The sequence below is a fragment of the Bradyrhizobium sp. 215_C5_N1_1 genome, assembly GCF_052075935.1.
GTDB classification, from domain to species: domain Bacteria; phylum Pseudomonadota; class Alphaproteobacteria; order Rhizobiales; family Xanthobacteraceae; genus Bradyrhizobium; species Bradyrhizobium barranii.
Genome location: NZ_CP197228.1, coordinates 1,266,774 through 1,287,029, shown reverse-complemented (window position 1 = coordinate 1,287,029; position 20,256 = coordinate 1,266,774). Strand labels below are relative to the sequence as shown.

The following is a 20,256-nucleotide window of genomic DNA, read 5'->3' as shown; positions in this document are numbered from 1 at the left end:
GGCCCGGACGGCTCTAGCGAGCAAGCAACAGGAAAAGGCCGTGCGCAACGCACGGCCTTTTTTCATGTCCGAAAGAGCGGATGGACTCAGCAGGTCGTACCGGCCGCATCCGCGCTGTCGTAGACGCAACTGGACGACGCGTCGGTCTTGCCAGTTCGTCTTGCCAGTTCGTCTTGCGAGTTCGTCCTGCTAGTTCGTTTTGGCGGCCGCGCCAGCATTGCCGCTGGCGTTGTTGCTCAACGAACCGGCCTGGCTCATCGTGTTGTTGAAATAGTTGTCGCTGTCGCCGAGCGTCACGCGGCGCTGGCACAGCGGCATGCAGCTGTAGGATTCGCGCTCGACCCCGCGATAGACGGTGACGAGCCGGTCGCTCGGACCTTCGACCTGGATCTGACGGTCGACCAGGATCTCACCGCCTCGGTCGAGCGCGATGAAATTGGTGGCACCGTAGCCCTTCCCGGTCACGACGATCATGCCGCCGGGCTGGAGCGTGACGTCGGCGATCAGGGGATTGCCGACCACGATGGTCGCCACCTTGCCGGGCAGCCGGACCAGCTTGGCCTGGTCGACATTGACGGCGATGGTGTCGGCGGTCGCCTCGGCAAGGCTGGCGGCCGGCGATGCCAGCACCGCAGCCGCAACCAGAAGACAAACGCGCGCATGACGGCGCAGCAACTCTTTACGCATATTCTTACCCCCGGGACGTCACAAACCGGCAGAAGCGATTCGATACACAGCGGAGCCGGTGCCCGACCCGGCTAACCTGCCCTTAATTCGTGAACGTTCCGCAAACTCGCCGACTATTGTTTGAACGGACTGGCGCTTTGCTGCCTCAGAAGATCCCTTACTGGCGGAACGGATAGGCGAGCTGGCCCCCGATCTCCTTCGGCATGGTCGCTTCGTCCTTGCCGTAGTCCTGCGGCAGTTTCCCCTCCGGCATGCGGAAGGTGCCGAACAGCACGTCCCAGATCGGAAACGTCCCGGCAAAATTGGTGTCACCGCCCTCTTCGAGCGCGGTGTGGTGCCAGCGGTGGAACACCGGCGTCGCCAGCACATATTTGAACGGCCCGAAGGTCCAGTTCAGGTTGGCGTGCACGAAGGCCGAATGGAAGGTGGTGAACGGACCGAGCCAGATCATGACGTTCGGGGAGATGCCGGCCATCAGCAGCACGACGTCGACGCCGATCGTCCCGAGCATGAGATTGACGGGATGAAAGCGGGCCGCGGAAATCCACCCGATCTCCTCCGACGAATGATGGATGGCGTGGTACTTCCAGAATCCGCCGTCGTGGAACAGCCGGTGCAGCCAGTACAACATGAAGTCAGACAGCACCAGGAACAGTATGCCCTGTACCCACAGCGGCAACTGCGCCAGCGGGCCATGGCCGTTGTCGTAGAAGGCGATCAGGTCGTCGGCATCGTGGATGTTGAAGACGGCACCGGCACCGACGATCAATAGTCCGATCCGCATGGTGCGGGCGAACACCGGAACGAAGAACCAGTAGCAGATGTCGGTGAGGATCTCGCGCTTGCGCCACCACGGCGCGCCGGGATTGCAGGCCCAGAAATGCTCGAGCACGGTGAAGACCGCCGCGAGCACGAAGGTGACGGGGACCATCTTCTGGATGGTCTCGCCGAGCATCAAGGCAACTTGCATGGGCAGGCTCGACATCGTCGCCTCTCTTCCAAACTTCTGATCCCGCTTAGGCCTACTCCCCGAAATTTAAGGGAGGGTGAAGTCCACGGCGCGCTTGGGGCGCATTTGGAACAGGAAGAATTTCGATTGCGTCCTTAAGGCCAAATTCACTCTGGGCAAAAGCATCGGGCTGGAAGCGGGTTTGCCCGATCGAATTAACTCTACCGAAAGAGCTCGGATCTCATGTTTATCGCGTCAAGCACAGCGCCGAACGAGGCGATCACACCCCAGACGGAGTTTAGTTCATGAAGAACCTGATTGCGCGTTTCGCGAAGGATGAATCCGGCGCCACCGCCATCGAATACGGCCTGATTGCCGCCGGCATCGCACTGGCCATCATCACCGTCGTCAACAACCTCGGCAGCTCGCTGAACACCAAGTTCGGCTCGATCAGCTCCTCGCTGAAGTAAGCAACCGATCAACGACGGCAAAAGCCCCGGACCTCCGGGGCCTTTGTTTTTCTGAATGCGGCGAGTTCCAGTGGCGTTACGCGAGTACAGAACCGAAGCCGCGGTTGCGGCGAGCGAGGCGGAGGCGGCCGAGACCTCTTCGCCGGCGTACTGGGTTTGCCTTGCGCTGCTGCTCGCGACGGCCGTCCTCGCCGCGCGCATTGCCAGCATCTGGTGAGTGCGTCTCCGGCAGGTCCCTGCTCGCAGCGCCGCTGCCGCCGTTGTCGGTTTGTTTAGCACTGCCGGCTAGCATGCGGCGACACCCCGATCCCGCGATGAACCCAAGCTCAAGACGCCGCCCATGATCCTCGACCTTGCGCGCCTTCTGCTCTTCCCGGCCCTGATGGCCTTCGCCGCCGCGAGCGATCTCTTCACGATGACCATCTCGAACCGCGTGTCGCTGGCGCTGATCGCGGGCTTCTTCGTGCTCGCGTTCGCCGGTGGCATGGCACCTTACGAGATGCTGAGCCATGTCGGCGCCGGCGCACTGCTCCTCGTCGTGGCCTTCGGCTGCTTTGCGATGGGCTGGATGGGCGGCGGCGACGCCAAGGTTGCGGCTTCGGTCGCGCTCTGGTTCGGCTTCGCGCAATTGATGGATTTCCTGCTCTACGCCTCGCTGTTCGGCGGAGCCCTGACGCTGCTCCTGCTCCAGTTCCGGCAATGGCCATTGCCTTACGGGCTGGCGGGCCAGGCCTGGCTGGCACGGCTGCACGACAAGGAGAGCGGCATTCCTTACGGCATCGCGCTCACGCTCGGCGCGCTGATGGTCTATCCGGAGACCGAATGGGTGAAGGCGATCGACCTCGCTCACCTCGCACTGCGCTGAACGCACCGGGTAAGCCGGCGTTAAGCCGATTTAGATACGCCTCATTAACCATGCTTTGACGAATAGCTGGTCAACTGCCGATTACGGCGGCGGCTGCGTCGCTGCGTTTTGTGGAAAGTGAAGCGTATGAATAGGGCACGCATTGTCGTCCTGACGGTCGCCATCTGCGCCGGCGGTGTCGCCGCGTACCTGGCGAGCGGCTCGGACTCTGCGCCGCCACCGGCGGCTCCGGTCGCACAGCTTCCGACCGTCGACGTCCTGGTCGCCAAGAACGACATCGGCCTCGGCCAGACCGTGAAGCCGGAAGACGTGCAATGGCAGACCTGGCCGGCTGCGACCGCCAGCTCCACCTTCATCCGCCGCAACGAGCGCCCCGAGGGCGCAACCCAGGTCATCGGCTCGATCGCCCGCGCGCCCTTCATCCAGGGTGAGCCGATCCGCGACCAGAAGCTGGTCAGGGCCGAGGGCTCCGGCTTCATGGCGGCGATCCTGCCGACCGGCATGCGCGCGATCTCGACCGAGATCTCGCCGGAGACCGGCGCGGGCGGCTTCATCCTGCCCAACGACCGCGTCGACGTGCTTCTGACGCGCCGCCTCAAGAACGCCGACCAGGGCGCCGGCGCCCAGGACATCGTCACGTCCGAGATCATCCTGGCCAACGTCCGCGTGCTGGCCATCGACCAGGCGCCGAAGGAAAAGGACGGCCAGAACGCCGTGGTGGGCAAGACTGTCACGCTCGAGCTCAATCCCGCGCAGACGGCGACGCTCTCCGCGGCCCGGCAGAGCGGCACGCTGTCGCTGGCGCTGCGCAGCATCGCCGACGTCAAGATGAGCGAGATCACGCTCGATGATTCCGCGAAGCGCGATGGCGTTTCGATCATTCGCTACGGCATCCCAAGCGCGACGGCGAAGGCACGATGAGGACTGTCGATATGAAATGCAGGGCAGATTTGGCGACGATGCGAACCTCAATGGTCCGCGCCCTGTCGTTATCGGCCGCCTTCGCGCTGACCCTCAACCCGGTGCTCACCCCGGCGATCGCCGCCGACTACCGCCCCGTGGCGCAGGTCGCGGCCGACGGTCAGATGAACGCACGCTTCCTCTCGCTCGGCGTCGGCAAGTCGATCGTGATCGATCTGCCGCGCGACATCAAGGACGTGCTCGTCGCCGATCCCAAGATCGCCAATGCGGTGGTCCGCTCGTCGCAGCGCGCCTACATCATCGGCGCCTCGGTCGGCCAGACCAACATCGTGTTCTTCGATTCCGCCGGCCAGCAGATCGCGGCCTATGACATCGCGGTCAAGCGCGACCTCAACGGCCTGCGCGCAGCGCTCAAGCAGGTCCTGCCCAATTCCGACATCCAGATCGACGGCCTCGGCGACGGTGTCGTCCTGACCGGCTCGGCGGCGAACCCGCTGGAAGCGCAGCAGGCCAATGATCTCGCCGCGCGCCTCGCCGGCGGTGCCGAAAAGGTGGTGAACTCGATCGTGGTCCGCGGCCGCGACCAGGTCATGCTGAAGGTGACCGTCGCCGAAGTCGCGCGCACCATCATCAAGCAGCTTGGCATCGATCTCACCGCGAACCTGAACTACGGCACCTCAGTGGTGAGCTTCACCAACTCCAACCCCTTCACGGCTCTCGGCAAGAACCTGGTGGACGGCAACGCCCTGACCACGAAGTTCGGCGCGACGCCGTCGGTGCAGGCGACCCTGCGCGCGATGGAGAGCGCCGGCGTCATCCGGACGCTGGCCGAGCCGAACCTGACCGCGATCTCCGGTGAGTCCGCGACCTTCATCGCCGGCGGCGAATTCCCGGTACCAGCGGGCTATGCGTGCGATCCCACCACGCATGTCTGTACCACCCAGATCAGCTTCAAGAAGTTCGGTATCTCGCTCAACTTCACCCCCATCGTGCTGAGCGAGGGCAAGATCAGCCTGCGCGTGATGACCGAGGTCTCGGAACTGTCGAACGAAAATTCGATCACGCTGTCGCAGGCTGTGACCTCGAACTCGGTGAACTCGCTGACGGTGCCCTCGATCAAGACCCGCCGCGCCGAAACCTCGCTCGAAATTCCCTCCGGCGGCGCGATGGCCATGGCCGGCCTGATCCAGCAGCAGACCAAGCAGGCGGTCAGCGGGTTGCCGGGACTGATGCAGCTCCCGATCCTCGGTACGCTGTTCCGCAGCCGTGACTTCGTCAACAACGCGACCGAGCTGGTGGTGATCGTGACACCTTATGTCGTTCGCGCCGCGTCGCCAAAGGACCTGTCGCGGCCGGATGACGGCTTCGCCGCGCCTGCAGACCCGCAGGCCGAGCTGCTCGGCAATATCAACCGCATCTACGGCGTGCCCGGCCGGACCGAACCGGCCAAGAACTACCGCGGCACCTACGGCTTCATTACCGACTGAGGCGGAACGGGGATTTCACGATGATCACAGCACCACCCCAGATTCGCAAACGCGCCATCCGTTTCGGTGGCGCGCTCGTCGGCATGGCGCTCGCCCTCGGCGGCTGCCAGCACAACGAAGCGGTCACGGCCTCCATCCCCGACGATTACAAGCAGCGCCATCCGATCGCGATCGAGGAGCAGAACCGCTCGATCGTTGTCTTCGTCGGCCACGCCCGCGGCGGATTGACCGCCGCCCAGCGCGCCGACGTGATGGGCGTCGCCTCGGCCTGGCTGCACGAAGGCACCGGCGCCATCCGCATCGACGTGCCGTCCGGTACGCCCAACGCGCGTCCGGTCGCGGACACGATGCGCGAGATCCAGGCGATGCTGGCGGGTGCGGGCGTTCCGCCGCGCGGCGTCAACATTCGCCCCTACCAGCCGGAAGACAGGCGCTTCCTGCCGCCGATCCGGCTCACCTATTCCAAGATCGCCGCGGTCGCCGGTCCCTGTGGCCTGTGGCCGGACGACATCGGCCCCTCGATGAAGAACAAGAGCTGGTTCGAGAACAAGGACTATTACAATTACGGCTGCGCCTATCAGCGCAACATGGCGGCGATGATCGACAATCCGTCGGACCTCGAGCAGCCGCGGCCTGAAACGCCGTCCTATACGGCGCGTCGCACCACGGCCTTCGAGAAGTATCGCAAGGGAACGACGACGGCGACCACCTATCCTGAGGCCGAGAAGGCCAAACTCAGCGACACCGGCAAATGATCAGCTACGCTCGCCAGACTCAACAAGAGCAGCCCGAGGCGCCGACGCCGGTCGAGGAGCATATTGCTCCCTCGCCGCGCGTGTCGGTCCAGGCTTTCTGCGAGACCGTCGAGACCGCTGCCGCGGTGCAGTCGGCCGGCGAGGACCGTCGTCTCGGCAAGGCCCATCTGAAGATCCAGATGGGCGGCATGGCGGCGGCGATCGAAGCCTACCGCTCGGCGCCGACGCCGAACGTGATCGTGCTTGAGAGCGACGGCCGCAACGATCTTCTGACCGGCCTCGACCATCTCGCCACGGTCTGCGACGCCGGCACCCGCGTGGTCGTGATCGGCCGCATCAACGACGTCACGCTCTACCGCGAGCTGGTGCGCCGCGGCGTCAGCGACTACGTGCTCGCGCCGGTCGGCGCGATCGACGTCGTGCGCTCGATCTGCAACCTGTTCTCGGCGCCCGAAGCCAAGGCGGTCGGCCGCATCATCGCCGTGGTCGGCGCCAAGGGCGGCGTCGGTGCGTCCACCATCTCCCACAACGTCGCCTGGGCGATCGCGCGCGACCTCGCAATGGACTCGGTCGTCGCCGATCTCGACCTCGCCTTCGGCACCGCCGGGCTCGACTACAACCAGGACCCGCCGCAAGGTATCGCGGATGCTGTGTTCTCGCCGGATCGCGTCGACACCGCCTTCATCGACCGCCTGCTATCGAAATGCACCGACCATCTCAGCCTGCTGGCGGCGCCGGCGACGCTCGACCGGGTCTATGATTTCGGCACCGACGCCTTCGACGCCGTGTTCGACACGCTGCGCTCCACCATGCCCTGCATCGTACTCGACGTTCCGCATCAATGGTCGGGCTGGACCAAGCGCGCCCTGATCGGGGCGGACGACATCCTGATCGTGGCGGCGCCTGATCTCGCCAATTTGCGCAACACCAAGAACCTGTTCGATCTGCTGAAGGCCTCGCGGCCCAACGATCGGCCTCCGCTCTACTGCCTGAACCAGGTCGGCGTCCCGAAACGGCCCGAAATTGCCGCCGCCGAGTTCGCCAAGGCGATCGAGAGCCAGCCGGTCGTCTCGATCCCGTTCGAGCCGCAGATCTTCGGCTCGGCCGCCAATAACGGCCAGATGATCGCGGAGATCTCCGCCAACCACAAGTCGATCGAGATGTTCCTTCAGATCGCCCAGCGCCTGACCGGCCGCAGCGAGACGAAGAAGCAAAAGTCTTCCTTGCTTTCACCGCTGATTGACAAGTTGCGGGGAAAATAAGCCGCCGCATGGAGTTGTTAAGTGTTCGGTAAGCGTAGCGGAACAGACACCGATACTCGGGCTCCCAAGCCCGGCGCCGTGTCGCCAGAGCCTGCCCAGGCTCCGGCGCCTGCGGTGTCGCGCGCGCCGCCCCCGCCGGCCGTCGCCTCGCCGCCGCTTGCCCCCGCACGGCCGGCGCCGGCCATGGAATCCCGCCGCTCGGACAATTACTACGAGGTCAAGGCGACGATCTTCGGTGCGCTGATCGAGGCCATCGACCTCGCCCAGCTCGCCAAGCTCGACTCCGAGTCCGCGCGCGAGGAAATCCGCGACATCGTCAACGAGATCATCGCGATCAAGAATATCGTGATGTCGATCGCCGAGCAGGAAGAGCTGCTCGACGATATCTGCAACGACGTTCTCGGCTACGGCCCGCTGGAGCCTCTGCTGTCGCGCGACGACATCGCCGACATCATGGTCAACGGCGCCGACACCGTCTACATCGAAGTCGCCGGCAAGATCCAGCGCACCGGCATCCGCTTCCGCGACAACCAGCAGCTCCTCAACATCTGCCAGCGCATCGTCAGCCAGGTCGGCCGGCGCGTCGACGAATCCTCGCCGATCTGCGACGCGCGCCTCGCCGACGGCTCCCGCGTCAACGCCATCGTGCCGCCGCTCTCGATCGACGGGCCCACGCTCACCATTCGAAAATTCAGGAAGGACAAGCTGACGCTGGATCAGCTGGTCAGGTTCGGCGCGATCTCGCCGGAGGGCGCGGAAATCCTCCAGATCATCGGCCGCGTCCGCTGCAACGTGCTGATCTCCGGCGGCACCGGCTCCGGCAAGACCACGCTGCTCAACTGCCTGACCAACTACATCGAGCACGACGAGCGCATCATCACCTGCGAAGACGCGGCCGAGCTCCAGCTCCAGCAGCCGCACGTGGTACGACTGGAAACCCGTCCGCCCAACATCGAGGGCGAAGGCCAGGTCACCATGCGCGAATTGGTGCGCAACTGCCTGCGTATGCGCCCCGAACGCATCATCGTCGGCGAAGTCCGCGGACCCGAGGCGTTCGACCTGCTCCAGGCCATGAACACCGGCCATGACGGCTCGATGGGCACGCTCCACGCCAACAATCCGCGCGAAGCACTGTCGCGCTGCGAATCCATGATCACGATGGGCGGCTTCTCACTGCCCTCGCGCACCATCCGCGAGATGATCTGCGCTTCGATCGACGTCATCGTCCAGGCCGCGCGCCTGCGCGACGGCTCGCGCCGCATCACGCACATCACCGAGGTGATGGGCATGGAAGGCGACACCATCATCACCCAGGACATCTTCCTCTACGACATGGTCGGCGAGGACGCCAACGGCAAGATCATCGGCCGGCACCGCTCGACCGGCATCGGCCGCCCGAAATTCTGGGAGCGTGCGCGCTATTACGGCGACGAGAAGCGCCTTGCCGCCGCGCTCGATGCGGCGGAAGTCGCGCCGAAGACATGAGCAGATCGGCGCAGCCATGAACATGCAGGTCCTTGCCCTCGCCTTCCTAGCCACCGCCGCCGTCGGCGGCATCGCCTGGGTGTTCCTTTATCCGCTCCTGTCCGGAGAACGGAAGGCGGAAAACCGCCGTGCCTCGATCGCGCGCGCCGATGCGCCCGCGGCCAAGCAGACCGAAAAGAGCCAGCGGTCGCGCCGCGAGCAGGTCGAGACGTCGCTCAAGGATCTCGAGGCGCGGCGCCAGCAGGAGAAGAGCGTTCCGCTCGGTGTTCGCCTGTCGCAGGCAGGGCTCGACTGGACGCCACAGAAATTCTGGATCGTGTCCGCCGTCGTGGCGGGAGTGCTGTTCGCGGCCGCCATGTTCGTCGGCGGCGGCCTGCTTGGCGCCGCCGGCCTTGCCTTTGCCGGCGGCTTCGGCCTGCCGCGCTGGGCGCTGGGCTTCCTGAAGAAGCGACGCGAAAACAAATTCCTGGCAGCGCTGCCCGATGCGGTCGACGTGATCGTTCGCGGCATCAAGGCGGGCCTGCCGCTGTTCGAGTCGATCAAGGTCGTCGCCGCCGACTCGCCCGAGCCGCTGCGCAGCGAGTTCCTGGCCATCATCGAGACCCAGGCGATCGGCATGCCGCTCGGCGAGGCCTGCTCGCGTCTGTACGAGCGCATGCCGCTGCCGGAAGCCAACTTCTTCGGCATCGTCATCTCGATCCAGCAAAAATCCGGCGGCAACCTCTCCGAAGCGCTCGGCAACCTCTCCAAGGTGCTGCGCGACCGCAAGAAGATGAAGGAAAAGATCCAGGCGATGTCGATGGAGGCCAAGGCCTCGGCCGGCATCATCGGTTCGCTGCCGCCGATCGTGATGTTCCTCGTCTATCTCACGACTCCGCACTACATCTCGCTGCTTTGGACCCATCCGACCGGCCAGCTCATGCTGGTCGGCTGCGTCGTCTGGATGTCGATCGGCATCATGGTGATGAAGAAGATGATCAATTTCGATTTCTGATGGTGCCGTATGGTCGAATTCCTCGTTTCGAAACTGCATGACGTCCGCTTCATGACCATGCTGCTGGCGGCCATCGCCGCCAGCGCCACCGTCTATACGCTGGTGATGCCGCTTTTCGCCGGCGAAGGCCTCGCCAAGCGCATGAAGGCGGTGGCGAGCGAGCGCGAGCGCATCCGCCAGCGCGAGCGCGAGCGCCTCAACAAGAGCGAGAAGGTCTCGCTGCGCCAAACGCCGAAGCAGGTCGTCTCCCGGGTCGTCGAGGACTTCAACCTCACCAAATGGCTCGCGCAGGAAGCCGCGCGCGACAAGCTGATCATGGCGGGCTATCGCGGCCAGGCGCCCTACATCACCTTCCTCTTCGCCCGCATGGTGGCTCCGCTCGTGCTGTTCGTCGGCTCGATCATCTACGTGTTCCTGATCGCGCATATGCAGCAGTCGATGCCGATCAAGATCGGCATCTGCATCGGCGCGGCCTATCTCGGCCTTCAGGCGCCCATGCTGTTCCTCAAGAATGCGATCTCCAAGCGCCAGCTATCGATCAAGCGCGCCTTCCCCGATGCGCTCGACCTGCTCCTGATCTGCATCGAATCCGGCATGTCGGTCGAAATGGCGTTCCGCAAGGTCGCTACCGAAATCGTGGGCCAGTCGATCGCGCTGTCCGAGGAGTTCACCCTGACCACGGCCGAGCTGTCCTATTTGCAGGATCGCAAGGTCGCCTATGAGAACCTGGCGCGGCGCACCGGGCTCGAGGGCGTCAAGTCGGTGTGTCTCGCGCTTCAGCAGGCGGAGCGCTACGGCACCCCGCTCGGGCATTCCTTGCGCGTCATGGCGCAGGAAAACCGCGACATGCGCATGAACGAGGCCGAGAAGAAGGCCGCCGCGCTGCCGCCGAAGTTGACGGTGCCGATGATCCTGTTCTTCCTGCCGGTGCTGTTCGTCGTCATTCTCGGACCGACCGGCATCAAGATCAGCGAGCTGCACTGACGTCGAGACGCGGACCGCGCGCGGTCCGCCGGCAGCTTCAGGATTGCAAGATCAGGTTCTGATCAGTCGGGCTGGCTGAGCGAGGCGACCGGCGTCCGCTTCGGTGCACCGCGCGGAGCGTCGCTGCGGCTCAGCATTTCCTTGAGGTAAGCGACATTGGCCGCGGCTTGGTCCGGCGGCAGGTCGGCCTTCACGATCGTCTCGGCTTCGGCAAAGCGGCCCTGGAGACCGACGACGAGGCCGAGATTCTGCCGCACCCGGGTACTGGCGCGCGGCGAGGCGTAGGCCTGCCGCAACGCCTCTTCGGCCTTCGGCAGGTCCTTCGACAACATGTAGGACAGGCCGAGATTGGAGAGCACGCCGGGATCGCCCGGCGCGATCCTCAGCGCGCTCGCATAATAGGAACGCGCCTCGTCGTGGCGGCCCATCTGATCGAGCGCGGTGCCCTGCACCGAGAGCAGGCGCCAGTCCGGATTGTCGGGCGAGTGCGCCTTCGACAGCACGTCGAAGGCCTGCTGAAAATTGCCGTTGTCGGCGAGCGCGCGGCCATACTGCGCGAGCAGCGCCTTGTTGCCGGGATTGGCGATGGTCGCCTGCTCGAGCACGGCGGCGGCCTGGGCGCGCTGGCCGTTGGCGCGCAAGGCCTGGCCGTAGCCGAGCGCCGCGTCGGCGTCCTTGGGATTGGCACGGTAGCGCTCGCCATAGACGTCGACGGCGCGCGCGGGATCGGCGGGGGCGGCTTCCGTCCGCGGCCCGACAGAGCCTGTGACGTCGGAGAGTTTCGACATGGCCGTGCAGCCGCCGAGGCCCATGGCCACTGCCGCCACCAGCGAAGTGGACGCGAGAAGCCGGGCAAGACTGAACCGTTGACGCATGACGCTTTTGACTCACGAGCCGATTGATCGAGCCGAACGCGCCAGCAATAGACTGTTAACCCTAACGGCGGGTTAACGTCAGCCTGGCTGCCCCTCACGGCGGTGTCTGCGGCGGCGGCTCGCCACCGAGTGCCAGATCGAGACCGAGCACCCTCACCGGCTCGTTCAGGTCGTGCAGCAGCAATTGCAGCCGCCGCCGCGCCTGAGAAACATCGACGCCTGCGCTCGGCATCCCGGGCCATTCGCGCCGGAAGTCGTCGCGGTTGACCAGCCGCTTCGCAAGCAGCTCGTCGAGCTGAACATCGTCAATGCCGAGCACGTCGGCGCAGTGCTCGATCAAGCGGCGCAGCAACAACTTCACCGCGGCCAGCGCCTCGGCGTCATCTCTACGCTCCGATCTCGCGAACTTGCCCCCGATATCGGCCCAGACCCATGAGGTGACGAGATAGGCGTGGAGCGCGCTCGGCCAATCCACCTCGCCGTCGGCATAGAAAGCGCGGCGCATCAGGAGCCGGCGGGCCTGTGCGACAACTTGATCACGCTTCAGCATCGCACATGAGGCGATCTCGATGGCCGACTGGACGGCGGGATCGCGGGAAAAATCCCGTCCTGCCGGCAACCTGATGACGCCGTCCGGCAGGTTCGAGTCGAGCAGCCCGAAGGTGCCGTCGTTGCGCGGCCGCGAATAGCGCGTGATCGCGAACTGGTGCTCCGTGCGGCCGGCCTGGGACGATGCGCCAAAATGAATGATGTTGAAGCCGGCATCGTCACCGGCCTGCCCGGTCGAGGACGGACAGGAGAGCACGTAGATCGTACGCCAGAAGGCTTCACCGCTCGCGCTCCGCGTGGCACGCGGATCCGGGATCGAATAGCGGGTGAGCCCCTCGACATGCCGGTGTCCGTGCAGGACCAGATTGACGTTGAGCGACGTCGCCGCTTCGAGGAAAGTTGCGGGCGCCGCGAGATACATCAGCGGTTCGTCGGGCACGCCGAGAAACCGCTTTCCTTCGCCGGTCGCCTGCGGCAGCGGATGATGATGCAACGCCAGTACGCGCACCAGGTTTTCCGCCGACTCGGCATAGTCGGCGCGTCCCACGGATCCCATGCTGCCCGCGAGCTCGACGCTCAGCCGGGCGGAATCCGCGACAAGCGCGCTGTAGGCGCTCTCGTCGATATTGCCGCTCGCGAGCGTCGAGAGGCTCGCGCGGTTGGAGTCGAGCAGCACCAGATCAAGCCCAGCCTGGCGGTAATAGACGCTCTTCGAGCTCCGCGGCAGATGCAAATAATCATAGACGTCGTGGCGGCCCGCGCGCTGTTTCGGGCGCTTGACGTCGTGATTGCCCGCGACCGCCTGGATGTCGGTGAACAGCCCGGTCTGCCGGAAGGACGCGATGACGGCGAGCGCTTCGTCCAGCGCACGCGGCGTCGGGTCGTCCACGAGATCACCGGTGATCAGCAGAATGCGATCGGGAACGTCCGCGAAGTCCGCCATCGCCTCACGGATTGCGGCACTGAGCGCCTCGGTCGTCGCCAGCAGCCGGCCTGACCCGTCCAGATGCAGGTCGGAAATCTGCGCAATAACGAACGCTCTATCCATTTTGCGCCGCTCATTTGCGAATGCTGCGCCGCCCAAACGATGAGAAGAATGCTTTCGACGAACAGGTTTGGCCGGATATCAAGCCGGCCCGCCGCGTTGCTGCGCAAGATGCCAGCAGAACCGCACGGCACAATCTAAAATATCCGTCAATAATGCCACAACCGCGGCGCTAGTAAAGCCCCGCGGCCGCGCTCTCGTGAACGGCAGTTCTCAGCCTGTGATACGAGATCCGCCCGGCGATTGTTTCGCTCACCCGATCAATATTCGATGGCCAGCCGCTTGCGGATTTCGTCGATGCGCTTGTCGAGCGCATCGAACCGCGCGTGGACGGAGCGGTCGTGGAGATAGAAGACGTAGCCGCCGGCAAGGAATGCGAAGATCCAGTGATGATGCTCGACATAACCAAAAATCGCCTCGACGGCCTGGCCGATGAATGTGACCACGCTCCACACAAATTCCATTGCAGTTTCCTCCCGGCAGGCCTCGTCTTCGGCCGCCGGTCATCTCCTGCACACTTTTCCCAGTCGATCCGGCGGCCGTTGCCGGAACCTAGCATGGGCCCCCTGCGGCGAGTAGCGGGTCGCTGAACGGTGACAGCAAAGCCGATTGCAGCCGCGGCGAAACTCTGCGAAGTCTCGTCCGTTCGCATGACCTGCTTGATCTGACGATCCGGACCCGCCAATGCCTTCTGTCTTCGAGACATCGCCCACCGCCATCCCGATCACCTTTGTCACCAAGTCGAGCTGGGATCAGGTCGCCGAGAAATTGCCGCCGGTGCAACGCCAGTTCGCCACCGCGAGCGCCTTTGCCGCCAAGCCGGGCGGCTATCTCGCGCTGCCCGCGCCGGACGGCGCGATCGCGCAAGTGCTGTTCGGACTCGAGGACGAGGGCGCGAGATCACGCGACCTGTTCCGGCCGGGCGCCCTGCCCGGCCTGCTGCCGCCCGGCATCTATCGCTTTGCCAATGCCCCCCACGATGCGCGGTTGGCGTCGCTCGCCTTTGCACTCGGCAGCTATCGCTTCGCCCGATACCGCAAGGCTGACCGCCCCGCCGTCCGACTGGTACCGCCCGATGGCGTGGACGCGGCCGAGATCAATCGCATGGCGGACGCCGCGATGCTGGCGCGCGACCTCATCAACACGCCGTCCAACGACATGGGCCCGGAAGAGCTCGCTGCGGCCGCGCAAGCGCTCGCCACGGAATTCGGTGCCAGCTTTGCCTGCACCATCGGCGAGGACCTGAAGACGAATTTTCCACTGATCCACGCCGTCGGCATGGCCTCGGACCGCGCGCCGCGGCTGATCGACATCGGCTGGGGCGATCCTGATCATCCCAAGGTGACGCTGGTCGGCAAGGGCGTCTGCTTCGACACCGGCGGGCTCGACCTCAAGCCGTCGAGCGGCATGCTGATCATGAAGAAGGACATGGGCGGCGCCGCCAACGTGCTGGCGCTCGCGCGCATGGTGATGGATGCGAAGCTCAAGGTCCGCCTGCGCGTGCTGATTCCGGCGGTAGAAAATGCCGTCTCCAGCAATGCCTTCCGGCCGCTCGACATCTTCACCTCGCGCAAGGGCATCACGGTCGAGATCGGCAACACCGACGCGGAGGGCCGGCTCGTGCTCGCCGACGCGCTGGCACTGGCCGACGAGGAGAAGCCGGACCTTCTGATCGATCTGGGCACGCTGACCGGCGCGGCGCGCGTCGCGCTGGGGCCGGATTTACCGCCCTTTTACACCAATGATGAGACGCTGGCCGCCGACGTCGCGCGTTGCGCGGCGAAGGAGAACGATCCCTTGTGGCGCATGCCGCTGTGGCCGCCTTACGATGCGTGGCTGGACTCCAAGACCGCCACCATCACCAACGCACCCTCAGGCGGCTTTGCCGGCTCGATCACCTGCGCGCTGTTCCTGCAACGGTTCGTCGAGCAGGCGAAGAGCTGGCTTCATGTCGACATCTACGGCTGGACCCCGTCGGCAAAGCCGGCGCGGCCCGAAGGCGGCGAATGCCAGGCCGCGCGCGCCATCTACACATTGCTGAGCGAGCGCTATGCATGATCCAGGACACGATCCAAGGCTGACACCGGCGCGCGGCGACCTCGCCGCGAAATATCTCGAAGGCAAGGTGGAAGCCGACCGCTTCGTCACGGGCGAGGAATTCGAGGTGTTCGAGGCGATCACACCCGTGCGCGAGCAGCCGTCGTCGAACGCGATGCTGATGACGGAGGCGCTGCGCGGCGAACGCGTCACGGTCTACGATCGCAACGGCGAAGGCTGGGCCTGGGGCCAGCTTGGCGGCGATGGTTATGTCGGCTGGCTGCCTGATGCAGCGCTGATGAAGCCATCGGCCGCCCCGACCCACAAGGTGAGCGCGCTCCGGACATTCGCCTTCCCCGGTCCCTCGATCAAGCTGCCGCCGGCCGGCACGCTCGCGCTGGGCTCGAAGGTTGCGGTGGTGCACGAGGACGGCAGCTTCGCCGTGACGCGCGACGGACAATATCTGCCGAAGGCCCATATCGCCCCGCTCGATCACCGCGAGCCGGACTTCGTCGCGGTCGCCGAACGCTTCGTCGGCACGCCCTATCTCTGGGGCGGCAAGAGCAGCCTCGGCATCGACTGCTCCGGCCTCGTGCAGGTCTCGCTGACAGCAGCAGGCATCGGCTGCCCGCGCGACAGCGACATGCAGCAGGCAGGGCTCGGCCGCGCGCTGGAGACGCATGAGCGGACCAAGCTGCAACGCGGCGATCTCATTTTCTGGAAGGGCCATGTCGCCATCGTCCGCGATGGCGGCACCATGGTTCACGCCAACGCGCATCACATGGCAACCGTGATCGAGGCGACCGAGCCGGCGATCGCGCGGATCAAGGCGGCAGGCAGCGAAATCGTCGCGATCAAGCGGCTGTAGCGCGACTTCGTGGGATGGGTAGAGCGCAGCGAAACCCATCATTCTCACCACGCGCCGTTTCGCTTCGCTCTACCCATCCGACTGAAGACTACGTCGCCACCGCCCCGTTCCCCGCCGTCTCCAGCCGGAACGCCGCCGCGAACAGCGCGCGTGTGTAATCCGTCTTCGGGCTCTTGAACAGTTCGGCGGCCTGTCCCTCCTCGACCACCTTCCCCCCGCGCATCACGATGAGATGGCTGGCGAGCGAGGCGACGACGCGCAGATCGTGCGAGATGAACATGTAGGTGAGATCGCGCCTGCGCTGGAGCTCCCGCAAGAGGTCGACCATCTGCGCTTGAATCAGCATGTCGAGTGCGCTGGTCGGCTCGTCCAGCACCACGAAATCCGGCTCCAGCACCACCGCCCGCGCGATGCTGATGCGCTGGCGCTGGCCGCCGGAGAACTCATGCGGATAGCGATAGCGGGTGTCTGCCTTCAACCCGACGTCCTCGAGCGCCTTGACGACGCGCTCCTCACGCTCCTCGCGCGACAGCTTTGGCTGGTGCACGGTGAGGCCCTCGGCGATGATGTCGGCGACCGACATGCGCGGACTGAGCGAGCCGAACGGATCCTGGAACACGATCTGCATGTCGCGCCGGAACGGTCGCATCTCCTTGAAGCGCAGGCCCTGGATGTCCTTGCCGAGGAACACGATGCGGCCATTGGAGGAGATCAGCCGCATCAGCGCCAGCCCGAGCGTGGTCTTGCCCGAGCCAGACTCGCCGACGACGCCGAGCGTCTCGCCCTTGCGTACGGCAATGCTGACGCCATCGACCGCCTTGATGTGGCCAACCGTCTTGCGCATCAAGCCGCGCTTGATCGGAAACCAGACCTTCAAATCATCGGCGGACATCACCACCGGTGCATTCGGCTGCGGCGGCGCCGGATCGGGCTTCGGCTCCGCCGCGAGCAGGTCGCGCGTATAGGGATGGTTCGGGGTCCTGAAGACCTGCTCGACCGGCCCCTGCTCGACGATCTCACCGCCCTTCATGACACAGACATGGTCGGCGATGCGGCGCACGATGCCGAGATCGTGGGTGATGAAGAGCAGGCTCATGCCGAGCCGGGAGCGGATCTCGGCGAGCAGCGCCAGGATCTGCGCCTGCACGGTGACGTCGAGCGCCGTGGTCGGCTCGTCCGCGATCAGGAGGTCCGGTTCGTTGGCGAGCGCCATCGCGATCATGACGCGCTGACGCTGGCCGCCGGAGAGCTGGTGCGGATAGCTGTTGAGCCGCGTTTCGGGCTCGGGGATGCCGACCTGCGTCAGCAGTTCCAGCGTCCGCTTGCGCGCTTCGGCATTGCTGGTCGGATTGTGGAGCTGGATGATCTCGCCGATCTGCGCCTCGATCGTGTGCAGCGGATTGAGCGAGGTCATCGGCTCCTGGAAGATGATGGAGATATCGCTGCCGCGAATCTCCCGCATCTGCTGCTCGGACTGGTCGATCAGCTCCCGCCCCTTGAAGCGGATGCTGCCCGAGGGATGCGAGGCATTCGGATAGGGCAGAAGCTTCAGGATCGAGAGCGCGCTGACCGACTTGCCGGAGCCGGACTCGCCGACTAGCGCGACGCATTCGCCGCGCTTGATCTGGAACGAGACCTTGTCGACCGCGAGCGTCGTCGCGCCGCCCTGGTGGAAGGCCACCGAGAGGTCGCGGACGGCAAGCAGGGGCTGGTTGATCGCGTCCATCACGCCCTCACTTGAACGTCTTGCGCGGATCGAAGGCGTCGCGCACGGCTTCGCCGATGAAGATCAAGAGCGACAGCATGATCGCGACCGAGAAGAAGCCGGAGAAACCCAGCCAGGGCGCCTGCACGTTGGATTTGCCCTGCGACAGCAGTTCGCCGAGCGACGGCGAGCCGGGCGGCAGCCCGAAGCCGAGGAAATCGAGGGCCGTGAGCGTCATGACCGACGAGGAGACGATGAACGGAAGGAACGTCATCGTCGCGACCATCGCGTTCGGCAGCAAATGCTTGAACATGATCACGGCGTTCGACACGCCCAGCGCGCGCGCGGCCTGGATGTACTCGAAATTGCGCCCGCGCAGGAATTCCGCGCGCACGAGTCCGACCAGCGACACCCAGGAAAACAGGAGCAGGATGCCGAGCAGCACGAAGAAGCCGGGCACGAGCACCGACGAGAGGATCAGCAAGAGGTAGAGCGAAGGGATCGCAGTCCATATCTCGATGAAACGCTGGAACAACAGATCGACCCAGCCGCCGAAATAGCCCTGCACCGCGCCGGCCGCGATGCCGACGACGGAGGAGACAATGGTTAGGCACAGGCCGAACAGCACCGAGATGCGGAAACCGTAGATCAGGCGCGCAACCACGTCGCGGCCCTGATCGTCGGTGCCGAGCCAGTTGTATTCGAGGTCGCGGCAGCTCTTGAGGCCCTTCTTCTCGACGACAGGCTTGCACTGCGCCTCCGTCAGCATCCAGGTCGGCGGCGACGGCGCCGGTGTCGGCAGGTCGAGATTGTGGGTGTCGTAGGAATAGCGGATCAGCGGCCAGACGATGCTGCCGCCCTTGTCCTTGATCAGCTTCTGCAAATAGGGATCGCGGTAGTCGGCCGCCGTCTCGAAGTCGCCACCGAAGGTCGTCTCGGAATAGGTGACGAAGGCCGGCCAGTAGAGATGGCCGTCGTACTTGATCAGGAACGGCCGGTCATTGGCGATCAGCTCGGCAAACAGCGACACCACGAACAGGATCATGAAGATCCAGAACGACCAGTAACCGCGCCGGTTCGCCCTAAAATTCTGCCAGCGCCGCCGGTTGAGCGGCGATGGCACGAACGGCTTGCGCGTGATCGGCACGGCATCGCCGAGCGGCGACTTTGCGGTGGTTTCGATCGGGGTCGGGGCGGCCAGTGTCATCAGACCTCCCGCGCCTCGAAATCGATCCGCGGATCGATCCACATATAGGTGAGGTCAGAGATGAGGTTGATCACGAGGCCGACGAGCGAAAAGATGAAGAGCGTGCCGAACACCACGGGATAGTCGCGGTTGAGAACGCTCTCGAAACTGAGCAGTCCGAGCCCATCCAGTGAGAAGATGGTCTCGATCAGAAGCGAGCCCGAGAAGAAAGCGTGAATGAAGGTGCTGGGAAAGCCCGCGATCACGATGAGCATCGCGTTGCGGAAGACGTGGCCATAGAGCACCCGATTCTCGCTGCAGCCCTTCGCGCGCGCAGTCATCACGTATTGCTTGCGAATCTCATCCAGAAACGAGTTCTTGGTCAGGAACGTCATGGTGGTGAACGCGCCGAGCCCCATGGCGATCAGCGGCAGCGTCAAATGCCAGAAGTAATCGATGATCTTCCAGTACCAGGGAAATTGCGACCAGCCGTCTGACGTCAGTCCGCGCAATGGGAACCAGTTGAAGAACGAGCCTCCGGCGAACAGGATGATCAGGAGGATCGCGAACAGGAAGCCGGGAATCGCGTAGCCGAGCACGAGTACGCTCGACGTCCAGGTGTCGAAGCGCGTTCCGTCCTTGACCGCCTTGCGGATGCCGAGCGGAATCGAGATCAAGTAGGTCAGCAGCGTCAGCCAGATGCCAAGCGAGATCGAGACCGGGAGCTTTTCCTTGATCAGCTGGAGCACGCTGACATCGCGAAAATAGCTGTTGCCGAAATCGAAGCGGGCGAAATTCCACACCATCAGCGCGAAGCGTTCGGGGGCCGGCTTGTCGAAGCCGAATTGCTTCTCCAGCTTCTTGATGAAGTCGGGGTCCAGGCCCTGCGCGCCGCGATATTTCGAATTGATGGCATCGCCACCAGCGCCCAGCTGACCGGGCGCGCGCTGAGCGAAATCACCGCCGCCCGAGATGCGCGAGCTGCCGCCGGTGTCAGCGCCCGAGAGCTGCGCGATGACGCGCTCGACCGGGCCGCCCGGCGCGAACTGCACGACGACGAAGGAGACGAAGAGGATCCCGAGCAGCGTCGGGATCATCAGGAGGATGCGGCGGGCGATATAGGCGCTCATGA

At 64.8% G+C, this 20,256-nt stretch carries 20 protein-coding genes; 12 read left to right on the top strand and 8 right to left on the bottom strand.

Annotated elements, in window-relative coordinates; translation table 11 throughout:
* Window positions 1-189 precede the first annotated feature (189 nt).
* Entirely contained in the window at window positions 190-687 is a 498-nt protein-coding gene (locus AB7G19_RS05965) for a pilus assembly protein N-terminal domain-containing protein (RefSeq protein WP_063980973.1), read from the bottom strand.
* 157 nt (window positions 688-844) lie between these two features.
* Window positions 845-1,672: a sterol desaturase family protein gene (locus tag AB7G19_RS05960; RefSeq protein WP_085401882.1), complete on the bottom strand. Its 828-nt coding sequence runs from the start codon at window positions 1,670-1,672 to the stop codon at window positions 845-847.
* 269 nt (window positions 1,673-1,941) lie between these two features.
* Between AB7G19_RS05960 and AB7G19_RS05955 the strand changes: the two genes are divergently transcribed.
* The 10 genes from AB7G19_RS05955 to AB7G19_RS05910 all read left to right on the top strand — a co-directional run bounded on the left by AB7G19_RS05955 (window position 1,942) and on the right by AB7G19_RS05910 (window position 10,859).
* Window positions 1,942-2,106: a Flp family type IVb pilin gene (locus tag AB7G19_RS05955; protein WP_014498224.1), complete on the top strand. Its 165-nt coding sequence runs from the start codon at window positions 1,942-1,944 to the stop codon at window positions 2,104-2,106.
* Between the two features lie 70 nt (window positions 2,107-2,176).
* Window positions 2,177-2,323 carry a hypothetical protein gene (locus AB7G19_RS05950; RefSeq protein WP_167768029.1) on the top strand — a complete coding sequence of 49 codons (147 nt, stop codon included), beginning with the start codon at window positions 2,177-2,179 and terminating at the stop codon, window positions 2,321-2,323.
* 123 nt (window positions 2,324-2,446) lie between these two features.
* Window positions 2,447-2,971, top strand: a complete 525-nt coding sequence (locus tag AB7G19_RS05945) for an A24 family peptidase (protein WP_014498226.1) — start codon at window positions 2,447-2,449, stop codon at window positions 2,969-2,971.
* 126 nt (window positions 2,972-3,097) lie between these two features.
* Window positions 3,098-3,892, top strand: a complete 795-nt coding sequence (cpaB, locus tag AB7G19_RS05940; RefSeq protein ID WP_063980971.1) for a Flp pilus assembly protein CpaB — start codon at window positions 3,098-3,100, stop codon at window positions 3,890-3,892.
* A gap of 11 nt (window positions 3,893-3,903) precedes the next feature.
* Window positions 3,904-5,379, top strand: a complete 1,476-nt coding sequence (locus AB7G19_RS05935; RefSeq protein WP_085401900.1) for a type II and III secretion system protein family protein — start codon at window positions 3,904-3,906, stop codon at window positions 5,377-5,379.
* A 20-nt stretch (window positions 5,380-5,399) separates the two neighbouring features.
* Window positions 5,400-6,134, top strand: a complete 735-nt coding sequence (locus AB7G19_RS05930) for a CpaD family pilus assembly protein (protein ID WP_085401884.1) — start codon at window positions 5,400-5,402, stop codon at window positions 6,132-6,134.
* Complete coding sequence (locus AB7G19_RS05925; RefSeq protein WP_085401885.1) at window positions 6,131-7,396, top strand: AAA family ATPase; 1,266 nt, start codon at window positions 6,131-6,133, stop codon at window positions 7,394-7,396. Before AB7G19_RS05930 ends, AB7G19_RS05925 begins: the two co-directional genes overlap by 4 nt.
* Window positions 7,397-7,417: 21 nt before the next feature.
* Entirely contained in the window at window positions 7,418-8,881 is a 1,464-nt protein-coding gene (locus tag AB7G19_RS05920) for a CpaF family protein (RefSeq protein WP_071916702.1), read from the top strand.
* A gap of 16 nt (window positions 8,882-8,897) precedes the next feature.
* The gene (locus AB7G19_RS05915; protein ID WP_063980967.1) at window positions 8,898-9,875 is read left to right on the top strand and encodes a type II secretion system F family protein; all 978 of its coding nucleotides are present in this window, start codon (window positions 8,898-8,900) and stop codon (window positions 9,873-9,875) included.
* A 9-nt stretch (window positions 9,876-9,884) separates the two neighbouring features.
* Window positions 9,885-10,859 (top strand): type II secretion system F family protein, encoded by a 975-nt coding sequence (locus tag AB7G19_RS05910; RefSeq protein WP_063980966.1) that lies wholly within the window; start codon window positions 9,885-9,887, stop codon window positions 10,857-10,859.
* Window positions 10,860-10,921: 62 nt separating this feature from the next.
* Here the strand turns inward: AB7G19_RS05910 and AB7G19_RS05905 are convergent, their stop codons facing one another.
* The 3 genes from AB7G19_RS05905 to AB7G19_RS05895 form a co-directional block, all read right to left on the bottom strand.
* Window positions 10,922-11,734 (bottom strand): tetratricopeptide repeat protein, encoded by an 813-nt coding sequence (locus AB7G19_RS05905; protein WP_085401886.1) that lies wholly within the window; start codon window positions 11,732-11,734, stop codon window positions 10,922-10,924.
* A gap of 94 nt (window positions 11,735-11,828) precedes the next feature.
* Entirely contained in the window at window positions 11,829-13,331 is a 1,503-nt protein-coding gene (locus AB7G19_RS05900; protein ID WP_085401887.1) for a metallophosphoesterase family protein, read from the bottom strand.
* 257 nt (window positions 13,332-13,588) lie between these two features.
* Window positions 13,589-13,792 (bottom strand): hypothetical protein, encoded by a 204-nt coding sequence (locus tag AB7G19_RS05895; RefSeq protein WP_018454690.1) that lies wholly within the window; start codon window positions 13,790-13,792, stop codon window positions 13,589-13,591.
* A gap of 220 nt (window positions 13,793-14,012) precedes the next feature.
* Between AB7G19_RS05895 and AB7G19_RS05890 the strand changes: the two genes are divergently transcribed.
* Together AB7G19_RS05890 and AB7G19_RS05885 are read left to right on the top strand one after the other, a co-directional pair.
* Window positions 14,013-15,386 (top strand): leucyl aminopeptidase family protein, encoded by a 1,374-nt coding sequence (locus AB7G19_RS05890; protein ID WP_085401888.1) that lies wholly within the window; start codon window positions 14,013-14,015, stop codon window positions 15,384-15,386.
* Window positions 15,379-16,233: a C40 family peptidase gene (locus AB7G19_RS05885; RefSeq protein ID WP_085401889.1), complete on the top strand. Its 855-nt coding sequence runs from the start codon at window positions 15,379-15,381 to the stop codon at window positions 16,231-16,233. Before AB7G19_RS05890 ends, AB7G19_RS05885 begins: the two co-directional genes overlap by 8 nt.
* Window positions 16,234-16,321: 88 nt before the next feature.
* Here the strand turns inward: AB7G19_RS05885 and AB7G19_RS05880 are convergent, their stop codons facing one another.
* Genes AB7G19_RS05880 through AB7G19_RS05870 form a run of 3 tightly spaced genes read right to left on the bottom strand, consistent with a single transcriptional unit; the run spans window position 16,322 to window position 20,254 of the window.
* Window positions 16,322-17,959, bottom strand: a complete 1,638-nt coding sequence (locus AB7G19_RS05880; RefSeq protein ID WP_085401890.1) for an ABC transporter ATP-binding protein — start codon at window positions 17,957-17,959, stop codon at window positions 16,322-16,324.
* A gap of 7 nt (window positions 17,960-17,966) precedes the next feature.
* Window positions 17,967-19,145: an ABC transporter permease gene (locus AB7G19_RS05875; RefSeq protein ID WP_085401891.1), complete on the bottom strand. Its 1,179-nt coding sequence runs from the start codon at window positions 19,143-19,145 to the stop codon at window positions 17,967-17,969.
* Window positions 19,145-20,254, bottom strand: coding sequence for a microcin C ABC transporter permease YejB (locus tag AB7G19_RS05870; protein ID WP_028148358.1), 1,110 nt, complete (start codon window positions 20,252-20,254; stop codon window positions 19,145-19,147). The genes AB7G19_RS05875 and AB7G19_RS05870 overlap by 1 nt, the downstream gene beginning before the upstream one ends.
* Between the last annotated feature and the right edge of the window lie 2 nt (window positions 20,255-20,256).

Bases quoted from the DNA above. Each gene is read 5' to 3' on its own strand.
- AB7G19_RS05965 (WP_063980973.1), bottom strand. From the start codon at position 687: ATGCGTAAAGAGTTGCTGCGCCGTCATGCGCGCGTTTGTCTTCTGGTT.
- AB7G19_RS05960 (WP_085401882.1), bottom strand. From the start codon at position 1,672: ATGTCGAGCCTGCCCATGCAAGTTGCCTTGATGCTCGGCGAGACCATC.
- AB7G19_RS05955 (WP_014498224.1), top strand. From the start codon at position 1,942: ATGAAGAACCTGATTGCGCGTTTCGCGAAGGATGAATCCGGCGCCACC.
- AB7G19_RS05945 (WP_014498226.1), top strand. From the start codon at position 2,447: ATGATCCTCGACCTTGCGCGCCTTCTGCTCTTCCCGGCCCTGATGGCC.
- cpaB (WP_063980971.1), top strand. From the start codon at position 3,098: ATGAATAGGGCACGCATTGTCGTCCTGACGGTCGCCATCTGCGCCGGC.
- AB7G19_RS05935 (WP_085401900.1), top strand. From the start codon at position 3,904: ATGAAATGCAGGGCAGATTTGGCGACGATGCGAACCTCAATGGTCCGC.
- AB7G19_RS05930 (WP_085401884.1), top strand. From the start codon at position 5,400: ATGATCACAGCACCACCCCAGATTCGCAAACGCGCCATCCGTTTCGGT.
- AB7G19_RS05925 (WP_085401885.1), top strand. From the start codon at position 6,131: ATGATCAGCTACGCTCGCCAGACTCAACAAGAGCAGCCCGAGGCGCCG.
- AB7G19_RS05915 (WP_063980967.1), top strand. From the start codon at position 8,898: ATGAACATGCAGGTCCTTGCCCTCGCCTTCCTAGCCACCGCCGCCGTC.
- AB7G19_RS05910 (WP_063980966.1), top strand. From the start codon at position 9,885: ATGGTCGAATTCCTCGTTTCGAAACTGCATGACGTCCGCTTCATGACC.
- AB7G19_RS05905 (WP_085401886.1), bottom strand. From the start codon at position 11,734: ATGCGTCAACGGTTCAGTCTTGCCCGGCTTCTCGCGTCCACTTCGCTG.
- AB7G19_RS05900 (WP_085401887.1), bottom strand. From the start codon at position 13,331: ATGGATAGAGCGTTCGTTATTGCGCAGATTTCCGACCTGCATCTGGAC.
- AB7G19_RS05895 (WP_018454690.1), bottom strand. From the start codon at position 13,792: ATGGAATTTGTGTGGAGCGTGGTCACATTCATCGGCCAGGCCGTCGAG.
- AB7G19_RS05890 (WP_085401888.1), top strand. From the start codon at position 14,013: ATGCCTTCTGTCTTCGAGACATCGCCCACCGCCATCCCGATCACCTTT.
- AB7G19_RS05885 (WP_085401889.1), top strand. From the start codon at position 15,379: ATGCATGATCCAGGACACGATCCAAGGCTGACACCGGCGCGCGGCGAC.
- AB7G19_RS05880 (WP_085401890.1), bottom strand. From the start codon at position 17,959: ATGGACGCGATCAACCAGCCCCTGCTTGCCGTCCGCGACCTCTCGGTG.
- AB7G19_RS05875 (WP_085401891.1), bottom strand. From the start codon at position 19,145: ATGACACTGGCCGCCCCGACCCCGATCGAAACCACCGCAAAGTCGCCG.
- AB7G19_RS05870 (WP_028148358.1), bottom strand. From the start codon at position 20,254: ATGAGCGCCTATATCGCCCGCCGCATCCTCCTGATGATCCCGACGCTG.